This is a genomic window from Maridesulfovibrio sp. FT414, assembly GCF_050916235.1.
In the GTDB taxonomy this organism is placed as follows: domain Bacteria; phylum Desulfobacterota; class Desulfovibrionia; order Desulfovibrionales; family Desulfovibrionaceae; genus Maridesulfovibrio.
On sequence record NZ_CP104854.1, the window covers coordinates 1,814,468 to 1,834,653 of the forward strand.

At 51.6% G+C, this 20,186-nt stretch carries 14 protein-coding genes; 8 read left to right on the forward strand and 6 right to left on the reverse strand.

Features of this window, described 5'->3' with window-relative positions; translation table 11 throughout:
- Positions 1–187: 187 nt before the first annotated feature.
- The gene (serB, locus tag N7E73_RS08085; RefSeq protein ID WP_432738544.1) at positions 188–1,399 is read right to left on the reverse strand and encodes a phosphoserine phosphatase SerB; all 1,212 of its coding nucleotides are present in this window, start codon (positions 1,397–1,399) and stop codon (positions 188–190) included.
- A gap of 194 nt (positions 1,400–1,593) precedes the next feature.
- Here serB and N7E73_RS08090 point away from each other — a divergent pair, with 194 nt between their 5' ends.
- Together N7E73_RS08090 and N7E73_RS08095 are read left to right on the forward strand one after the other, a co-directional pair.
- Positions 1,594–2,949, forward strand: coding sequence for a sensor histidine kinase (locus tag N7E73_RS08090; RefSeq protein WP_432738545.1), 1,356 nt, complete (start codon positions 1,594–1,596; stop codon positions 2,947–2,949).
- Positions 2,950–3,475: 526 nt separating this feature from the next.
- On the forward strand, positions 3,476–4,162 hold the full coding sequence (locus N7E73_RS08095) for a LexA family transcriptional regulator (protein WP_432738546.1): 687 nt from the start codon (positions 3,476–3,478) through the stop codon (positions 4,160–4,162).
- 88 nt (positions 4,163–4,250) lie between these two features.
- Here the strand turns inward: N7E73_RS08095 and N7E73_RS08100 are convergent, their stop codons facing one another.
- On the reverse strand, positions 4,251–5,624 hold the full coding sequence (locus N7E73_RS08100) for an ABC transporter substrate-binding protein (RefSeq protein WP_432738547.1): 1,374 nt from the start codon (positions 5,622–5,624) through the stop codon (positions 4,251–4,253).
- On the reverse strand, positions 5,614–7,770 hold the full coding sequence (locus N7E73_RS08105; protein WP_432738548.1) for an adenylate/guanylate cyclase domain-containing protein: 2,157 nt from the start codon (positions 7,768–7,770) through the stop codon (positions 5,614–5,616). The genes N7E73_RS08100 and N7E73_RS08105 overlap by 11 nt, the downstream gene beginning before the upstream one ends.
- 264 nt (positions 7,771–8,034) lie before the next feature.
- Here N7E73_RS08105 and panB point away from each other — a divergent pair, with 264 nt between their 5' ends.
- The 5 genes from panB to N7E73_RS08130 all read left to right on the forward strand — a co-directional run bounded on the left by panB (position 8,035) and on the right by N7E73_RS08130 (position 14,555).
- Complete coding sequence (gene panB, locus N7E73_RS08110; protein WP_432738549.1) at positions 8,035–8,883, forward strand: 3-methyl-2-oxobutanoate hydroxymethyltransferase; 849 nt, start codon at positions 8,035–8,037, stop codon at positions 8,881–8,883.
- Between the two features lie 306 nt (positions 8,884–9,189).
- Positions 9,190–9,705 (forward strand): OmpA family protein, encoded by a 516-nt coding sequence (locus N7E73_RS08115; RefSeq protein ID WP_432738550.1) that lies wholly within the window; start codon positions 9,190–9,192, stop codon positions 9,703–9,705.
- Between the two features lie 67 nt (positions 9,706–9,772).
- Positions 9,773–10,354, forward strand: a complete 582-nt coding sequence (locus tag N7E73_RS08120; protein WP_432738551.1) for a TetR/AcrR family transcriptional regulator — start codon at positions 9,773–9,775, stop codon at positions 10,352–10,354.
- Positions 10,355–10,419: 65 nt separating this feature from the next.
- Complete coding sequence (locus N7E73_RS08125; protein WP_432738552.1) at positions 10,420–11,529, forward strand: efflux RND transporter periplasmic adaptor subunit; 1,110 nt, start codon at positions 10,420–10,422, stop codon at positions 11,527–11,529.
- A complete protein-coding gene (locus tag N7E73_RS08130) occupies positions 11,526–14,555 on the forward strand; it encodes an efflux RND transporter permease subunit (protein WP_432738553.1) in 3,030 nt (1,009 codons plus the stop codon). The genes N7E73_RS08125 and N7E73_RS08130 overlap by 4 nt, the downstream gene beginning before the upstream one ends.
- A gap of 258 nt (positions 14,556–14,813) precedes the next feature.
- Here the strand turns inward: N7E73_RS08130 and glf are convergent, their stop codons facing one another.
- From glf to N7E73_RS08145, 3 genes are all read right to left on the reverse strand, one after another.
- On the reverse strand, positions 14,814–15,956 hold the full coding sequence (gene glf, locus N7E73_RS08135; RefSeq protein ID WP_432738554.1) for a UDP-galactopyranose mutase: 1,143 nt from the start codon (positions 15,954–15,956) through the stop codon (positions 14,814–14,816).
- A 551-nt stretch (positions 15,957–16,507) separates the two neighbouring features.
- Positions 16,508–18,358: an asparagine synthase (glutamine-hydrolyzing) gene (asnB, locus tag N7E73_RS08140; protein WP_432738555.1), complete on the reverse strand. Its 1,851-nt coding sequence runs from the start codon at positions 18,356–18,358 to the stop codon at positions 16,508–16,510.
- 2 nt (positions 18,359–18,360) lie between these two features.
- Positions 18,361–19,509 carry a glycosyltransferase gene (locus N7E73_RS08145; RefSeq protein WP_432738556.1) on the reverse strand — a complete coding sequence of 383 codons (1,149 nt, stop codon included), beginning with the start codon at positions 19,507–19,509 and terminating at the stop codon, positions 18,361–18,363.
- 446 nt (positions 19,510–19,955) lie between these two features.
- Between N7E73_RS08145 and N7E73_RS08150 the strand changes: the two genes are divergently transcribed.
- Entirely contained in the window at positions 19,956–20,174 is a 219-nt protein-coding gene (locus N7E73_RS08150) for a flagellar biosynthesis anti-sigma factor FlgM (protein WP_432738557.1), read from the forward strand.
- The last annotated feature ends 12 nt before the right edge of the window (positions 20,175–20,186 follow it).

Genomic DNA, 20,186 nt, shown 5'->3' on the forward strand with positions numbered 1-20,186 from the left:
GATCAGACTTGTTTTTCCCGACTGATCCCACAACCCTTCATATCATCTCGAAGTCGCCGGGAATATGGAGCCAACAAGCGGATCAGCTATGACATAGGCCGACACAGCCATGAAAAAAGCCGCAGTTCTAAACTGCGGCCTGATATTTCTAATGAACTGGTCTGTCAGGAATCTTACCGGACAAAAATCAATCTGTGTCCCGGTCACGCAGACCGATCAGGTAAAGGATCGAGTCCAGCCCGAAATGAGAAATGGACTGCCGTGCATCCTTTTTGACCTTGGGCTTGGCGTGAAAAGCAATACCCAGCCCGGCAATGGACAGCATGGGCAGGTCGTTGGCCCCATCTCCCACTGCAATGGCCTGCTGGAGGCTGATCTGTTCCTTTCCGGCTATTTCCGTGAGTAGTTCCGCCTTCTTGGGCCCGTCAACGATGTCACCTATAACACCGCCGGTAAGCTTGCCGTCCTTGATTTCAAGACGGTTGGCATAGACGTAGTCAACCCCAAGGCGTTCCTGCAATTTTTCCCCGAAATAAGTGAACCCACCGGAAATAATGGCTGTTTTGTAGCCGAATTTCTTGAGGTTGGAGATAAGGCGTTCGGCACCGTCAGTGATGGGCAGATTGCGGGCGATCTCTTCCATGACCGATTCATCAAGCCCCTTGAGCGTTGCCAGACGCTGACGCAGGCTTTCCTTGAAATCGATTTCGCCGCGCATGGCTGATTCGGTAATGGAGCTGACCAGCTCTCCGGAACCGGCCGCCTTGGCCAGCTCGTCGATGACTTCGGCCTGAATGAGGGTGGAATCCATGTCAAAAGCCACCAGCCTGCGGTTGCGGCGGAAGACATTGTCCTCCTGCAGGGCAATGTCCACCTGTTCCTCGGTAGCCATGGTCAGGAAGCTGGCCCGCATGAGATCCAGATCCCTTGGAGTGCCTCGAACGGAAAACTCGATGCAGGAATGACGGGGTGCGGCTTCACCACCCATGGGGACTCGGCCGGAAAGCCGGTGGATCATGTCGATATTCAGCCCGTTTTCAGCGATGATGCTGGCAACCTTTGAAATTGCCGTCCCACTGGCCCTGCGCCCGACAAGGGTGACTATATGACGGGGTTTGCCCTGGGCATTGACCCAGTCCATATAATTATCAGCTTCAATAGGACGAAACTTGACTGTGACCCCCAGCTCGTAGCCTTTGAACATGATGTCCTTCAGCACCGGGGCGGATTCCGCCTCCCGGGGAATGCGGATAAGCACTCCGAGCACAAGCTGGTTGTGAATTACGCTCTGGCCGATATCAAGAATATCTATGCCATAACCGGCCAGAACCCCTGTAAGAGATGAGGTCAGACCCGGTTTGTCCTCGCCGGATATTTGAATGAGAATGATTTGAGGCATGTTTATTTCCGTGATGGTAGATATGATGGCGGACTTTGTCATAAAATCCATGTACAGTAAACATTGCTTATGGAGCCAAAATAAAAACTAATTAAACTTGCTCCTTTTTGTTCAGCATCGTATGCTTTGACATCTTTTATTCCAAGGTGTTGCAAATTATGGAGAGTCGGAAAAAAAGCGCAGACGTTTATTCAATGAACCCCACCGATATGCTCGGCGAGGGGCTTTCCCTTGCGTCCGAACCAGATCCGGACAGACTGCTGTCCATCCAAAGGCGCATCCATGAGAAAATGGATGACTACAAGGACTACAGTTTCTCGGCGACCGAGAAGCGGGCCCTGATGATTTTCTTTGACCTTGCGCAGGAATTCGATTCTCTGGAGGAGTTCTTCACAATATGCACGGCAGTGCCGAAATTCATCTTCGACCTGGACTGCCGACTGTATCTGGCCATAGGACCTGATGAATTCATCCCGGTAGGCAGAACCGAGAACCGGGGTCTTATATGCAGTGCAGTTCCCCTTGAAAAGACCTTCATGAGCAGGCACCTTTTCATCCCGATCCGCGGCAATATTGAACTGGTCGACCAGCTTCCGTTCAAGCCGGCCGGAGACGTCATCGGATGCTTCGAACTATACCCCATCGACAAATTATCCTCACACCAATCTTTATTCTTTGAAAAATTCGTCAACCGGGTCGGTTTCCAGCTTCACAACAAACTGCTGCGCCGCAAGGGACAGGAGCATCTGGATTTTGTGCGCAATCTGGTAAAAGACGTCGGGCATAATGTTATTGTCCCCAACATGTATTTCAAGTTGTTCTACAACAGGCTGCGCGACCGCATCGAGAACATCAGCAGACTCAGGCACAGCCTGGACAGCAAGGAAAAGCCGCAGATCAAAGCGGAGCTTGAAGAAATGTATAACGGGCTGGTGTCACAATTCAATGAGATCCACAGCCACTATGAACAGACCAGCCTGTTCCTTGAAACCCTGCTCAGGCGTCAGCACTTTGAGGAAGGGCGGTATATTGTAGAAAAAAGGCCCTGCAACCTGCTCAAGCAGATCATAGAACCACAGTTGGAGCGCTACCGTTCCAGATTTGAAGAACGTGGAATACGGCTTGACATCAGCATGGGCGGAATCCCCGACAGGGAAGTTCGTATCGTTGCAGACATCGGTCTTATTTCACAGGTTTATGCCAACCTGTTTTCCAATGCGGTCAAGTACACGCGCGAAGCCACCATGCCGGACGGTCGCAATGACAAATTTACCGCTTATGGATGGGAAATGGTACCGGACTTCTTCAACAACGGCTGGGACGGGCTGAAGCTGAATGTATTCACCACCGGTCCACACCTTTCCACTGAAGACCGTGACAAGCTCTTTCAGGCCGGATTCCGCAGCGAGAATGTAGGCAATGAGTATGGTTCCGGACACGGCCTCTTTTTTGTCAGACAAGTAGTTGAGCTGCATGGTGGCAAAGTTGGATACGAACCACACGATGGGGGTAACAATTTCTATTTCATCCTGCCCTTTGGTGACCACTAATGTGCCACGCTAAGCCAATTTACATTTTTTAACAGTTAAAAACAGCATATTAATTGAAAAATTAGTTAAAACCCACTGAAATCAAAGACTCTTTAATTCATTAGCGCGCGGGCACCAATCTGGGAGCCAGTTTCCCACCTCTCTTCGGAATATGTATTTCGTTTATAATAATACATTGGCAGAACAACACAAATCGCCATCTTATACAATAAAAAGAAATTAATTGTTTTTACACACCAACCTATGCTCCAATACATTCAAATGTTCCACAGTCGGAAGTGTGATTAGAAAAATGCAGTAAAATAATTTACAGAAACTACATTGAGAGTGTTGTGTTCATTGTACATGCAGAAACGAGCAAAGGCTTTGCTACTTTTAAATTTCATGTTATTCTTATATTTGGTTGCTGCATTCATGACTATACTTGTAGGAAATGGGTGAATTATTTTCCTGCACAGTCCGGTTTTTAATAGTAACATACTTAAGGCTTTTTATCCTCACCTTGTCTTCGCAGGAGGTAACGGGCGTGTCAAAATGGTTTGATGAAAGTTTGGAACGAATCAAAAAAGCTACGGGAACAAGAACCCAGGTGCAGCTGGCTGAAATACTGAATATACGTCAGTCCAGCATTTCCGATGCAAAACGTCGCAGCTCCATCCCGGCTGAATGGTTCATCAAGTTATACAGAACTCACGGACTCAACCCCGAATGGCTTTCAGACGGAGTAGAACCGGTCTATCTGAAGCCTGGAAAAGGAAAAATTTCAGCGGATGCGATTCTCAGCGAAACCACCGCACAGTACGGACAGGTTCAGTCCCGCGGACGAATTGTACCTGTCTCCTCCATGGCCGGGGAGAATGCCAGCGCGCATACATGGAAAGCCCAGCAGATTTCAGAACTGAGCATCCCGGAAACATTCTACAGGTCCTCACTTGTTGTCCTTAAGGTGGAAGGATCCTCCATGGAACCTGCCATCCGCAGAGATGCATTTGCCGGGATTGATGAATCCCAGAAGCGTCTCATGGCCGGGGATATATACGCCATCCATGTCCCGCATCAGGGAGTGGTTATCCGCCGGGTCTTTTTCGACCCTGAAAACTCCCGCTTCATTCTGCGCCCCGAAGATTCCCAGCATCCTGAACAGTACATTGCTGTCGAGGATCAGGAAAAATATGTTGTGGGCAGAGTTGTCTGGGTCATGCAGGAACTGTAGGCAACAGCTATCTTTAAGGATAAAGGCCGTCCCCATGCACAGGGGGGCGGCCTTTTATTTTTCCCTGCGCAAGTTTATGAAAGGCTTGTCACTCGCTCACTATTTCACTCAACCTGTTACTGGCATTGCTTACGGCCTGGGCTGCCGGTACGTTCTGCCGAAGAGCCTGATCAATCATTGAAGGAATTATGCCTTGAGCAGAGGCTATCGCGGCCTGGGGAATCAGAACCCCTTCAGTGAAACTGAAACTTTTCAGGACATCAAACCCGGACACGATTTCCCGTACTCTGCGCCGGGAATACTTTGAAAAACCCCCCTGCACATCCCTGTAGAACATGGGGACATCAGTTACGTGCTTCAGCACCGGCAGCATGCCTCCGGGAACCATGTGCAACCATGTGATATAGGCATCATCCCTGAACAGAAATTCAACAAAACGGGCTGCAGCCTCCTCCCTGCCTGAGTCTCCGGTCTTGATAAGTCCCAAGGCATGGATGACCCCATAACCGGCTTTTCTGCTCCCCTTGATACGGGTTACCACCCCGGTATTCATCAGCAGGTTGTAATCATAGTCCGCGCCGTCCAGTTCCGGGAAATTATCCGGTCCGAGGGAATCGGCGGCGATGCTTGGAGCGGCAAGATCATCCATGATAAACGTTGAATAGAACATCATGGCCAGCCTGCCCTGCAGATAGAAATCCCTGCCTCTCCACCATTGCGGACCCGGCGGGGTATAACGGGAGAGTTCCTTGTAGAACTCAAGAGTTTTTACCGTGGCGGGAGAGTCAAAAACCACCCTGCCGTCCTTGGAAAATTCCTCAACTCCGGCAGAAAGCGCCAGATGGGTAAAGACCTGCTCGGCATAAGCATCTGCCCTCGTACCGATCAGGATTCCGTAACGCCCCTTTTCCGGGTGATGAAACGCTTTGGCGGCCGCGAGGATGTTCCTCCAGCTGTTCGGGGCCGCAAGTCCTTTTTCGGCAAACCAGTCCTTGCGATACCAGATTCCCTGTACCCAGCCATTGAAGGGAATCCCGCAGAAATAGCGGTTGGCCAACCTGAGCCGGCTCAATGCCCCGGCATAAAATTTATCCTGCCCTATGGAATCGATCAGCCTGCGGGTCTGCAGTGAATTCATCCAGCCCTTACTCCCGAACGCCACCACCAGATCAGACGCACACCCCACAACATCTGGTGCATCCCCCTCCTGAATGGCCTTGCCCAGCTCCTCAGCAATCCGGTTTTCCTCAACACCCTTAACGATAATTTCAATCTCGGGATGATAGATCCTGAATGCGCTGACCAGATAACCTATGACCGCCTGCCGATCGGCACTGACTTCGGTAGTCCAGAAAGTAATGGTCTTTGCAAAAGAATCCGAAGCGGTAGAAAGAAATAATATTGCTGACAATGCAGTCATAAAAAGCATACGTGCAAAGCAGTTGGATCTGCTATTTCGCATCGAAGACGACCTCCCCGGTCCAGCAGACATTATCGGACTGTGTCATGAACCTGCGCGCCATATCCAGATAGTACCCGCAAAGAGGATCATCACCGAACCGTCCACAATGCAGGTCAAAAGCCGTCACCGCTTCCGCATACCTGTGTGAGAGCAGTATATTGAAAGCGTACTCCCAACTGGCTGCCCTTTCTTCCTCTTCAGAGGAGACAGCGAACTCGGCAAGCTCACCGACTGAACCGCAAGAGGTTCCCAACAGCTCGTAAACACCCAGGGAGACAGTCGTTCCTTTGGGCATCACCCTTCCGGCGAACCGGAACAGGAATCCGTCACCTGATTCCTTTGCGGTGTTTTCACTGACCAGGATTTCCGTCCCCAGAAACTTGTTCAGTCCTTCCAGACGGGAAGCCACGTTTACCGCAGCACCGATAGCGGTATAATCCATCCGGTCGGAGGACCCTATGTTTCCCACTACCGCTTCACCGGTATGCACCCCAAGACGGGTTATCATTTCCGGTTCACTGCATTCCCGGCAACGGGAGTTGAACCGCTTGATTTCGTCTCGGCAACGGAGCGCGGCAAGACAGGCCTTGCGCACATGATCGGCGTCCTCCACCGGAGCATTCCAGAAGGCCATGATTGCATCACCGATATACTTATCAATGGTTCCACCACTGAAAAGGATGATCTGACTCATCATTGTAAAATAGTTGGTGATGCTTGATGTAAGTTCCTCAGGAGACAGGGTCTCGGCTATGGAGGTGAAATCCTTGATGTCACTGAAAAGAAAGGTGAGTTTTTTCCGCTCTCCCCCAAGTTTGGGAACAATCCGGTTTACAATCATGGACTCCACAAGAGGCCTAGGTATGTAACTCCCGAAGGCATTCAGTGTGCTGCGCATTGTTTCTGTCGCCAGCGAGAGATCCCGGATTTCGACAATGTTGGAGTGCACCTGCACCGGGCTGTCCAGTTCGAACTTCCTTATCTTCTCCACACTTCTGGTCAACTCATTAAGAGGACGGCTGAGGCGTTTGGCAACGTAATAGATGATAGGTACAAAAAGCAGCAGAATTCCGACTGAGACAAGCAGTGTCTTCTGGCCGATACGGGCAATCGGGCCGGTAAAAAACGATTCCGGAACGGCCACAGCCACAAACAATTCCTTTCCGTACTCACTGGGGAGGGGATCAACCAGGGAAATGTATTTCTTACCGTCAACCAGAAGATTCTGGATACGAAGTTCATCGTCTCCGTGGCCCTCATAAGTTTCCACAATTAGATCGAGAACTTTGTTCTTCAGACCGGCAACAGAAACTTCTGATATGGAACTGTCCTCTTTGCGGTGTATGGCAGCGGTCAATTTTTCCTGACTGTGGTAGCCGTACAGTTTGCCATTCGACCCGTAAATCATAATTTCGCAGTCAGCTCCAACCATCTGCCTTTCCATGAAATCAGCAAGGTTTGCCAACGAGATATCGATCCCCACCACTCCCGGAACCTTTCCGTCAAAACGGCGGGAAACTGTCAGGCCGGGCTCTCCTGAAAATGCAAATATATAAACATCGTTCAAGACAGGCTGATCGGAAACGGAAGCAGCCTGAAACCACGGACGAATGCACGGATCATACTTCACATCCAGAGACGAAGAAGACCCAACTGTTACGAATCCGGTATCAAGATACTTTATAAGCTCATACCTGCTGCCGTTTCCGAGGTGTCCAATGGTCTGGGTGTACCATGCGGCATTATCCGGTATATGCCTTTCCTTTTTCATCAGCTCCCGGCCCCGCAGAGAGGAAACCAGATAGAAATCCCCATCCCCGAATCCGACATACACAGAGGTGAAATCCGGATTTTCCTGCAGATACTTGAAAAAGACACTGGTCATCGGATGAGAATGAATGGACGGCTTATCGCCCAATTCAGGAAAGGCCGTACAGGTATTCACATTCATGAAGGCAGTATCAAAGATGTTCTGAGTTCTTTCCCCTATGGATGAACCGGTCTGGCGGATAAGCTGTTCAGCGGAAAGGAGAGCGATATCCGCATTGCGCACATATCCATAAGTGACTACACAGAATACAATCAGAAAAGTCAGGCTCGTAAAAACAGTAAGTATATTGATGTACAATGGAAAATATTTCTTCATCACCCACCCGCATTACTTACATTGTCAGGTCCAGGCACTTCCGCAGTTGTTTCACCTGCAATATACACGATGTTGTTACGGTTTCAATCAGGATGAATCTTAAAAATGCTATTCATCAACTGAGGAATCAATTTATGATACATTTTTCACGTGGGTTGACGATTCCCCGGGCAACTGCTCATATCGGCACGCAAACGCGCGTGCAGGCGCACACCCTGCAGCTAAATGCAGCCCAGATAAGTATACACACTAGATGAGGTAAATATGAAAAAAATAACCGCACCGGATATATCCGCCCTCAAAGGACAGCGGAAAATTTCCATGGTGACCGCCTACGATTACCCGTCCGGCCAGATTGCCGATGAGGCAGGGGTGGATATAATTCTTGTTGGTGATTCGCTGGGGATGGTTGTTCTCGGTTACGAAGACACTCTGTCCGTGACCATGGAAGATATGTTGCACCATACTGCCGCAGTCTCCCGCGGGGCCAGACGTCCCCTTATTATCGGAGATATGCCATTCATGTCCTACCAGCCTTCGGTAGCCATGGCGGTTGAGAATGCCGGCAGATTCCTCAGTCGCACCGGGGCACGGGCAGTAAAGCTCGAAGGCGGTTTCCCGTTTCTGGAGCACATCAGGGCCATTGTGGATTCCGGGGTTCCTGTTCAGGGACACATCGGGTTGACCCCGCAACATGTCGCCCGTTTCGGAGGCTTCAAGGCTCAGGGCAAAAATGCCCGCTCCGCAGCCGCCCTTGTCGAAGAAGCGCTGGCCCTTGAAGCCGCGGGCTGCTTCTCCATTGTTCTAGAAGCAGTTCCAGACGAGGTCGCAACCGAGATCACCGAACGCCTGTCCATCCCCACAATAGGAATCGGAGCTGGACCCAACACAGACGGACAGGTGCTGGTCTATCATGACATTCTCGGCCTGTTTGACCGCTTTGTGCCCATGTTCGTAAAAAAATACGCTTTGCTGCGCGGTGACAGTATTGCCGCCATCGGACAGTACGTGGAAGAAGTCAAAAACGGTTCCTTCCCGGCACAGGGCAATTACAGCCACATGGATGCCGATGAATTCAAGCAGTTCAAAACCCTGCTTCGCGAACGAGTTTAAGCATTCAGCCGGAGGCCATGCGCAAGTTGGTCTCCGGCTGATCTGCCGGGCTAGTTTTGATGCATTTTTGGATGTCTGATTTCCCCGCCATAGACGACAAACCATCTCCGACCGATCAAAAATATTTCAGACCAAAGATATCTTAACCTCCGAAGTGCCTGCAGTTATCAGCTTTGCTTTCGATACAGATAAATCCTCGATACACAAACAAGCTCTTCGAACATAAATTGATTGAACAACTTGCGGCAAAACGGTTCAAGGGTTAGGCTTTACCGACACAGCATCATCTACCCTGTGGAGGTTTTTATGAAACAGACAATACTTACCCTGATCCTGATCCTTCTCTGGGCTCCTGCCGTCCACTCCCAACAGGACGGTTTCGCCAGCAGCTCGGAGGAAATCCTGAATATGCTCACCGATGACGGTGGCCGGGTTTACCTTAAGATCGAATTCGACGTTAACTCAGCCAAAATCAGCAAAAAAGCACTTCCCGTGGCTGACGCCCTCGGAACAGCACTCACCACCGGCGATGCCGCGGCAATGGACGTCAAACTCATAGGCCATACGGACTCGGCCGGGAACAGTGAATACAATCGCAAACTGAGCCTTGAACGGGCAGCCTCGGTCAAGCAGTACATGGTGACAAAATTCAATATCAGCCCGGATCGAATTCAGGTTGAAGGCATGGGAGAGGACAAACCCATCGCTCCCAACAACACCATACAGGGACGCGCGCTCAACCGCAGGGTTGAAATCGTAAATATCAGCAAGAAGCCCGTCAGCAAATCCGTTGTCCCTGCAGCCGGCAGCTTATTTCAATAGCTTCATTCCCCCCTCATTTTTTAATCGAACGATTGACTTATGTTAATCGTTCGATTAAATGCATTCCATGACTAAACGAGAAATAATCTTTCACGCAGGAACCAAGCTCTTTGCCGAGCGCTCCTTCAACTCCGTAGGAATCCGAGACATCGCCCGCGAAGCAGAGGTCAACAGTGCCATGATTTCCTATTATTTTGGGGGTAAAACCGGCCTGCACAAGGAAATCTTCTCAGTTTTCAAGGACCGGGTTCTCAATGTGGTCAGGAAATCCATGGAAGAATCATCCGATCACTTCGAACTGGTAGACCGAAATGTCGAAGAGTTTCTGAAGGATGCAAGGGAGAACCGCAACATCTACCTCGTCGGCTTGCGAGTGCTCAACCATGACAGCCCTGAGCTGGAAGAGATCCGCGACAGCCTTTACTCCACTGGCTGGAAGTATTTTTCTGAATTTCTCGCCAGAACCGGTGCCAGAATCGACCAGTCCGAAGACACCCGGGACATCACTTTCACCGCCGTACTTGGAACAATTTTTTCCGACTATCTTCTTGGTGGTGGCACCTTCATTGATGATGATTCCAAGATTGAATCCTACAAAAAGGTCGTCTCCGGTCTGTTGAAGTACGGATCCCCTGCCCTCTGGGCATAATTTTTTTAACCATCAATTAATCAATTGATTGATTAATACTTTGTCAAATGCATGGAGGAACACGCATGCGGGAAAAAATACTGCTGTTTATGCTGGCTGCAACGCTGCTGCTGCCGGGCTGCAAAGAAGAAGTCACGGTGGAGCAACCCATCCGACCGGTCAGAGTAATGAAAATATCCGATAAAACCGACCCGGAACAACGCACTTTCCCTGGAAAGGTAAAGGCTACGCGCGAAGCCACACTGGCCTTCCGAGTCTCCGGGCAGATAGAACACTTCGATGTTCGGGAGGGAGACCTTGTAAACAAGGGACAGGTCCTGGCTGTGCTGGACCAGCGTGATTTCGACGCGGCTGTAGCCGACCTTGAAGCCAAGCTTCGCGGAGCACGCTCTGTCATGAAAGAAGCCCAACTAAATTTTGAGCGCAACCGCAAGCTTCTGGAGTCGGACACAATTGCCCAATCAGCCTTTGATACGGCACAGAGCTCGTTTGAAACAAGCCAGGCCAATGTGAATTCTCTGCTGCAGGAGCTGCGCCGTGCGAAGCTGAATCTTCAGTACACCCGCCTTGAAGCTCCATTCAGGGGAACCATTGCCGTTAAGTCCGTGGACAACCACGAATTCGTGCAGGCAAAGGAATCCATTGTACAATTGGAAGACACCACTGCTCTGGACGTTGTCGTAAACATTCCTGAAAAGGTCTGGGCCCGGGCATTCAGCATCAAGGACCGGGATAAAATTCAGTCAATCGCACGATTTGAGACATATCCGGGCAAAGATTTTCATTTGAGCATCAAGGAATTCCAGACCAAGGCCAATGCCCAGACCCAGACATACGAGGTTACCTTTAAAATGGAAAACAAGTCCGGTCTCAACATCCACCCGGGAATGACCGCCGAGGTTGTAGCCCTGTTGCCAGATGAATCCACCGTTAAATCCGTATCCATCCCCGTCTCCGCAGTTGTCGGCTACCCGAGTCAGGACAAATTCGTCTGGATTTACAACAACGGAGCAGTGCGGAAAAGGAATGTGCAGGTCGGCCGGATTATCGATGATCACTTTGAAGTACACTCCGGCGTCGAAGCCGGGGAGGATGTGGTTGTGGCAGGCGCGCATTACCTCCGCGATGGCCAGAAAGTAAAAATCCTTACCGGAAAAATCGGGGGCCGAGGATGAGCTTAGCCAAGCTGACCATTGAAAAGAAAACCGTTTCAGTGGTTCTGACCATTGTCTTCTTTCTCGGGGGAATAAAAGCCTTCATGGACATGCCCCGTCTTGAGGACCCGGAGTTCACCATCAAGGAAGCTCTTGTGATTACCTCCTACCCCGGAGCTACACCTGCAGAGGTAGCAGACGAGGTCACTGACGTAATCGAAGGTGCGGCACAGGAGCTCAAGCAGCTCAAGAAAGTTACCTCCATTTCAAACCGGGGCCAGTCCATCGTCACGGTGGAGGTTCAGGATAAATACGACAAGAACACCCTGCCACAGGTCTGGGATGAGCTGAGGCGCAAGGTAAGTGATGCCCAACCCTCCCTGCCACCGGTGGCAGGGCCTTCATTTGTAATTGATGATTTCAGCGATGTTTACGGCATTCTTCTCTCTGTTACCGGGGACGGATACTCGCAGCAGGACCTGCAGGATTACGTCAATTTTCTGCGCAAGCAGCTTCTGCTGGTTGATAATGTCGCCAAGGTCACAGTCTGGGGAAACCAGCAGGAAACCGTGTTTGTGGAGATCTCACGAGCCCGCATGACCCAGCTGGGGGTATCACTGGACTCCGTATACCAGACCCTCTCCAACCGCAACCTTGTCGTGGAGTCCGGCAACGTGCGCGTAGGGCGCGAGTACATTGAGATTTCACCTTCCGGGGGTGTTGAGTCGGTCTCCGATCTCGGAGATCTTTTCATACGCGACGGGTCAGGTAGACTTGTTCCCCTAAGGGACGTTGCCCAGATCAGACGAGACTACAAGACTCCACCGTCTCAACTGATGAACTTTAACGGCCGGAACGCAGTCGCCATCGGCATCTCCATGAACCCTTCGGCCAACGTGGTGGAACTGGGACATGCCATCGACAGGAAACTTGCAGACCTTCAGGCACAAACCCCGGTAGGCATCAATGTGGACTCGGTCTACTACCAGCCAAAACGGGTAGACAATGCCGTAAACGACTTTGTACTCAACCTTGGCGAGGCGGTAGCCATCGTCATCATAGTACTGCTGCTCTTCATGGGGTTGCAGTCTGGAATGCTCATCGGGGCCGTCCTGCTGATCACCATCTGTGGATCGTTCATTTTCATCCAGCTGGCCGGGGTAGCCCTTGAGCGCATCTCTCTGGGAGCTCTGATCATCGCGTTGGGCATGCTTGTGGACAACGCCATAGTGGTCATCGAAGGCATACTGGTGCGCTACCAGCAGGGCCGGGACCGTATTCAGGCCGCTATAGAGGTTGTGGAACAGAGCAAGTGGCCGCTGCTTGGCGGAACGGTCATCGCCATCATGGCCTTTGCCGGAATCGGTTTCAGCCCGGACAAGGTCGGCGAGTTCTGCCGTTCCCTTTTCATTGTCCTGTTTATTTCCCTTATGATGAGCTGGATCACCGCTGTTACGGTCACCCCGCTCCTATGTGAAATGTTCCTGCGCCCTAAAATCAACGGAGGCAGCGATCCATACGGAGGTATAATCTTCCGTTTTTACAGTACCGTTCTTGAATTCTGTCTGCGCCGAAGGATACTGACCATGGGAGTTCTGGTGCTGATGCTGGCCGGGGCCGTTTACGGCTTCGGGTTTGTAAAACAGAGCTTCTTCCCCGATTCCACGCAGCCCCGATTCTTCATCCACTACTGGCTGCCGCAAGGAACCGATGTCCGCGCAACAGCTGAAGATGTAAACGAAATATCTGAAATGATCCGCAAGGATGTGCAGGTAGAGAACGTCACCTCCTTTGTCGGGCAGGGAGCCCCGCGCTTCATCCTGACCTATGCACCGGAAAAAACGGCATCATCATACGGTATGCTGCTGGTAGAGGTTAAGGACTACAACACGGTTGACGAAGTGCTGGTCCGCTATAAAAAGTTTGTCGACACTAACTATCCCGAGGCAGAAGCCAAGTTCAAGAAATTCAAGCTCGGTCCCGGACGCGACGCATCAATCGAGGTCCGTTTCAGCGGCCCGAAGACTCAGGTTCTGCGGCAACTCTCCCTGCAGGCGCAGGAAATTATGCGCAACACCGGAAAGGCGGAATCAATCCGCGACGACTGGAGACAGGACGTCAAGGTCCTCAACCCCGTGATCATGGAAGCACAGGCCAAGATCGCCGGAATAAGCCGCCCAGATCTGGCAAGCGCACTGAACATGTTCTTCACTGGAACCCAGGTCGGGGTGTATCGCGAAGGAGACAAGCTGCTGCCTATCGTGGTTCGTCCCCCGGATAACGAAAGGCTCAGCGTGGAACAGATCGGCGACGTCCAGATATTCAGCCCGGTTGCCGAACGGATGATTCCTGTCGAGGAGGTTGTAGCCGGTTTTGAGACGGCCATCGAACCGGGCAAGCTGCGAACCCGCAACCGGCTGCTGACCATAACCGCATCCTGCGAACCGGTCTCCGGCCTGCCCTCGGTCCTGTTCTCCGAACTCAGACCTCAGATTGAAAGCATGGTGATTCCGTCCGGATACACAATGGAATGGGGCGGTGAATTCGAGGATTCAAGGGATGCGCAGACAAGCCTTGCCGGATGTCTGGGCGTGCCGTTCATGATCATGATTCTGGTAACCGTCATGCTCTTCAACAACCTGCGCTTCCCGGCCATAATCTGGCTCACGGTTCCCCTGTCCATCATCGGGGTGACCCTCGGGCTGCTCTCTACCGGCGAGCCGTTCGGATTCATGGCACTGCTTGGCTTCCTGTCCCTCTCAGGTATGCTGATCAAGAACGCTATCGTTTTGCTGGACCAGATCAATATTGAGCTGGCAGACGGCAAGGAGCCGTACCGCGCAGTTGTGGATTCAGCCCTCAGCCGCATCCGGCCCGTGGCAATGGCCGCGCTGACCACCATTCTGGGGATGCTGCCGCTGGCAACAGACGCCTTCTTCTCAGCCATGGCAGTCACCATCATGGCCGGATTGGCGTTCGCAACGCTGCTGACCCTGCTGGTAGTGCCCGTACTGTACGCCATGTTCTACAAGGTCAGGAATTCATAGATAGCTATAGTTGATGCCTCCGGCGGCATCTCTGCTCTCAACAGACCGCTAAACTCGAAGACTCGTTAAGCGGCTGTAAGGCCTGCGGGGCTGAGTTTGATGCGCTTTGCGCTTTTAACGATCTGATTTCGCCGCCAGCGGCCAAAGGAGCGAAGCCACTTTGGAATCCCTATTAGCTTAAATTCATTACTTAAAAAATATGCCGCCATATCCTGAAGGGTGTGGCGGCATTGTATTTGATTCGACCGGAAGTTGAACTTACTGTTTGAACTGCAGCAACTCGTCACATAGCTCCAATGCTGCCAGGACCGCCTTGTCCATATCGTAGTATCTGTAACGGCCGAGTCGGCCGGCGAAATGAATATTTTCCAGCCGTTCGGCTTCCTGCCGGTACAGCTTCAGACGTTTCCGGTCCTCATCTGTGTTTACCGGGTAGTATGGTTCATCGCCCTGTTTCCACTTCATGGAAAATTCGCGGGCTATGACGGTCTTTCCGCTGTCGCTTTCCCGCTCGGGATACAGGTGCCGGAATTCGTGAATCCGGGTATACGGAACTTCAATATCGGCGAAATTCATAACCGCCGTTCCCTGATAGTCGGCAACAGCCTCCACTTCGTACTCAAAACGCAGGGAACGCCATGAGAGTTCCCCGTAGCTGTAATCGAAATACCTGTCCACCGGCCCTGTGTAGTAGATTGCGGTCTGTTGCGGAATATCAGCCCTCACAGCAAAGAAATCCGTTTCAAGACGAACGTCGATCAGTTCATGCTCAAGCATGTTTTCGAAGAGCCGGGCATACCCGTCCCACGGCAACCCCTGATAGCGGTCAGTAAAGTAATCGCACTCGTAGCCGTGGCGGAAAGGCAACCGGGTAATTATCTCGGCCGGAAGGTCACGTGGATCGCATTCCCACTGTTTTACTGTATAGCCCTTAACAAAGGATTCATACAGCTCCCGCCCGATCAGGCTGATGGCTTTTTCCTCAAGATTCCGGGGATCGGAAATACGCTCCTTTGCACTCTGCTCTCTGATGAATCCCTCAACCTCATGCGGACGCAAGTTGATGCCGAAAAAGGAATTGATGGTCTGAAGATTGACCGGCATGTGATAGGTGCGGCCCTGATAGGTAGTCACAACCTTGTGGCGATAGCTGTTGAACTCGGTGAACCGGCTCAAAAAATTCCACACCCGCTTTTCGGCAGTATGAAAAATGTGCGTCCCGTAATTGTGGACTTCAATACCGGTTTGCGGATCAACACTGCTGTGGCAATTCCCGCCGATATGATCGCGCCGGTCAATAACCAGCACCCGCTCACCAAAGTCCTCGACTATACGCCGGGCAATGGTGCAGCCGGTAATACCTGCACCAACAACTACATGCCTGTAATCAAATTGAGCCATCCACGCCTCCGGAACTATTCGCAAAAGTTAGCTTATGGAAAGGCGATGCCTATTAAACTATTATGAAAAACCCGCTCCGCACATTACATAAAAACGCACTCGGTACACAATTTAAACAAAATAAATAAGACAGTTAACCATCATTTTGGATACATTGTATCCTTAACAATTTGTCATGTGCCGCGGCGAAGCCATAATAAAAGGTTTTGGGATTCTTAAACTCTTTTGCAAACGCGCCTTTTTCCTTAGCTCCGCAAAAGTAGGTCTTCGGCGACCCTGCGGGGCTGATTTTGATGCGCTTTGCGCTTTTGGCGATCTGATTTTGCCTCCGGCGGCCAAAGGAGCAAGCCCCTTTGGAATCCCTATTAGTTTTAGGCCATTGCTTGCAGGAAATACCGCATGATAAACACTTCTTGCGGAGCTAAGGCAATAATCATATTTGCAAAAGGGTTTAAGCCCCCGGAGGGCCGCCGGAGGCAAAATCCAATCATAAAAAACGCGCAGCGCATCAAATAATTTTTCTACCCTCGGAAAGCCGCAGGAGGCATCAATCAATGCATTTCCATCCAGCGACAGAGGACTGACAGCAGCCAGAGACGATGCCCGTTACGGCGGATCTGCTTCTGATCTCCGGCAATCATCTTGCGCACATATTCACGCTCCAGATAATTCCACAGCGGATGGTTGCCTTCATTTACGGCCTGCTCTACACGCTGCTTGAAGATAGTTCCGGCCCAGTCCCCCACGGGTACGGAGAAACCGGTTTTAGGCCGGTAAATGATCTCGCGGGGCAGGTACTTGGCCGCCAGCTTCTTGAGCAGATACTTGGTCTCGCCGTTCCTGATCTTGTATTCCGGCGGCAGGGTTGCAGCAAACTCAAACAGCTTGTGGTCCATCAGAGGAGAACGGGTCTCAAGGGAGTTGTGCATCCCGGCGATGTCCATCTTAACCAGCAGGTCGCAGGCAAAGTAATGGCGGTAATCTATGCTCTGAAGCCTGCACATCAGTGGACCGGTAAGGGGCAGCTCGGAAATGAGCCTGCGCTCGTACCCGCAACGGTTGTCAATTACCCGGTCAAAGACATCTGGCCTGTAAAGGCCCTTGCGATACTGGGAAGAGAAAAAGTGATTGAAACGGACGACCTTCATGTACGGCGACATCCCAGAACCCAAGCGGTCGGCGAACTTGAGCATTGCCGGGGAACCGAAGATCCGGTTCGCCATGCCCTCCAGCCCGCACCCTGCCCGGTATCCGGCCGCAGCAAAGGGGGTCATGAGCCGCCGCATGGCCTTGGGGTTGTACTTGCCGTAACCGCCCATCAGCTCGTCACCGCCATCGCCGTTCAGGGCAACCTTGACCTCCGAGGCCGCATGGGCACAGACAAAAAGGCTCGGCAAAGCGGAGTTGTCGCCGTATGGCTCACCGTAGGCATTGACCATCTCATCAAAAAGGCCGCAGGCGGTCCGCTCGTCCAGCGATGCCGGCCTATGAATGGAATTGCAGGCCTGTGCTGCCTTGGCAGCATGTTCAAGCTCGCTCTTGCCGTAATCGAACCCGATGGAAAAAGTCTTCAGCCGCATGCCCGATTCCTTTGCGGCAACGGCAGCAACCAGACTTGAATCCACCCCGCCGCTGAGCAGCACGGCAACTTCCACGTCTGAACGCATACGCAGCCGCACGGACTCGCGCACCATGTCTTCCAATCGTTCAAAAGCCTCATCTTCGCTGATGGAATAATCAGGCTTGAATTCCACCGCCCAGTAACGGGTCAACTCCAGCCTGCCGTCCTTGAAGCGGGCATAGTGCGCAGGCGGCAGCTTTTCGCAACCGCGATAGATGGTAAAGGGATGGGGAATAAACTGGTAGGCCAGAAAAAGGTCCAGAGCCCGGATATCAATTTCGGGACGCTCCGGAAGCAGGCTGAGCAGTCCGTCCAGCTCGGAGGCAAAGCTCAGTGAACCGTTTCCACAATGGAACACAAGGGGTTTCTTGCCCATCCTGTCCCTTGCAAGGAAGAGTTCCTTCTCCTTCACGTCCCATATTGCGAAGGCGAACATGCCTCTCAGATGCCTTAAGGAATCAGGTCCCATAACCTCCCAAAGCTCCAGCAGCACCTCGGTATCCGAAGTGGTCCTGAACTGGAAATCGGGCAGAAGGTCTTTCTTCAGTTCGCGGTAGTTGTAGATCTCACCGTTAAACACAATCACGAATCTGCCGCTGCGGCTGACCATCGGCTGGGAGGATCTTGGATCAAGATCTATGATGGAAAGACGTGTATGGCCCAGATGACAGAAATTTCCGTCGCGCCACTCACCCTGCCCGTCCGGGCCTCGATGGTGCAGTGTGGACAGGTCGAAACCGGACGTTGAAGCGGAATTGACCGCACCGATGATTCCGCACATGACTATGCCCCTCCCTTTGCCTGATCAAACCGCTTGAAATCGTCAGTTCCGTTTCTGCCGCTTATTATCAGGGCGGTGTAGAAATCCACAAGCCTGCATACGTAGTTGTCCATGGAAAACTCAGGGGCGGTTTCAAGAGCCTTGGCGGCAAGGGTCTTGCGCAGCTCTTCGTCTACTAGAATCTTTGAAATCTGCTCCGCAATATGTTCCGGCTCCCTGCGGCAGACAAGCGATGCTTCCTCGGCAATCTCAAGGGAAGGCACAAAACGGGAAACTACCGCAGGAACTCCGCAGAACAGGGCTTCAATGTGGGTGATGGGCAGCCCTTCGTAGTCGGAAGGCATTACAAGTATGTCCGTGGACCGCATGAAGCGGGGCACGTCACTGCGATAACCGGGAAAAATAACCCTGCCCCCAAGCTTCAGTTCACCGACCAGCCCTTCAAGCTTCGGCTTTTCGCCTCCGTCACCAAGCAGCACAAGGGATGCCTGCGGATACTTGCCGGCCAGCAGGGCAAAGGCCCTGATGAGCAGATCGAAATTCTTCTGCGGAACAAAGCGGCCCACACCGGAAATTACTATTTCTCCGGCTCCGAACTCCGCTTTAAGGTCGATCCCTTCCACCTTCAGCTTTTCCGGGTCCGCAGCGTTGTAAAAAACCAGTGAAGGTTTGCCGCAGACATTGTGGTCAAGGGTGACACACTCCCTTTCGGCCTGTCCGGAAACAGACAGGAACACATCGGTAAAGCGGCAGAGAAATTTATTGGCAAAGCGGCGGAACTTCTTCGTCTGGCGCTTGATGTTCCTGATGTGGGTAACAACGGGGATACCAAGTCCGATTGAAGCAAGCCGCCCGAAATAATCGCCGGAAAAATGCAGCGTATGGATCACGTCCGGGGCTTCGTCGCGGAGCACCTTACGCAACTTCAGCACCGTACCCAGCTTGAAAGTCTTCAACCCCTTCTTGGAATCGCAGACATTGATCACACGGATGCCCTTTTCCGCATACTCCGGACCTTTGATACCGGTACCGGAGACATTGATGACCACGGCCTGCACATCCTCCCTGTCCTTGAAACGCAAGGTCAGATCAAGAAGCCAGTTTTCCACCCCGCCAAAGGGCAACCCACCTATAACGTACGCTATTTTCATTTATATAACTTGCTTATTTCCTTAGCTCCGCAAAAGAATGCCTCCGGCGGCCCTGCGGGGCTGATTTTGATGCGCTTTGCGCTTTTGGCGATCTTATTTCGCCGCCGGCGGCCAAAGGAGCTAAGCCCCTTTGGAATCCCTATTAGTCTCAGGTTATTGCTTAAAAAAAAGGATACATGATAATTACTTTTAGCGAAGCTAAAGCAAAAGCCATATTTTTCAGAGCACGCAAACATGCGCGATCACCCTAGAATAAATCATGCTTTACAGCAACTTCTCACTTTTACGCCAAGATCGCACCTTAAATAAAGCACACCTTTTCAAGCACTTAACATTCATACTGAGTCCAACAGAAATAACCTTCAAGACTAAACATCGGCGCAAAGTAACCGATATGAAAATTAAACACCGCCAACACTGACTGAAGACGACTCCGGGAGGGGGAGATGAATTTTGACAAATCCGACGACAGCGAACTCTGGCTGCCATGCAGCTTTGCGCCGGAGGACCGCGTTGCTTCATTCAACAATGAAGATGATGCGGAACGACGGCACAGAATAGAAAGACTTCGCGACCAGATCAGGACCGGAACATATCGCCCGTCCATCGGCGAAATCGCCATTAATCTGGTCAAGGGGTCCATGAACCCTGACAGTTTCAGGTAAGTCCCCGGAGGC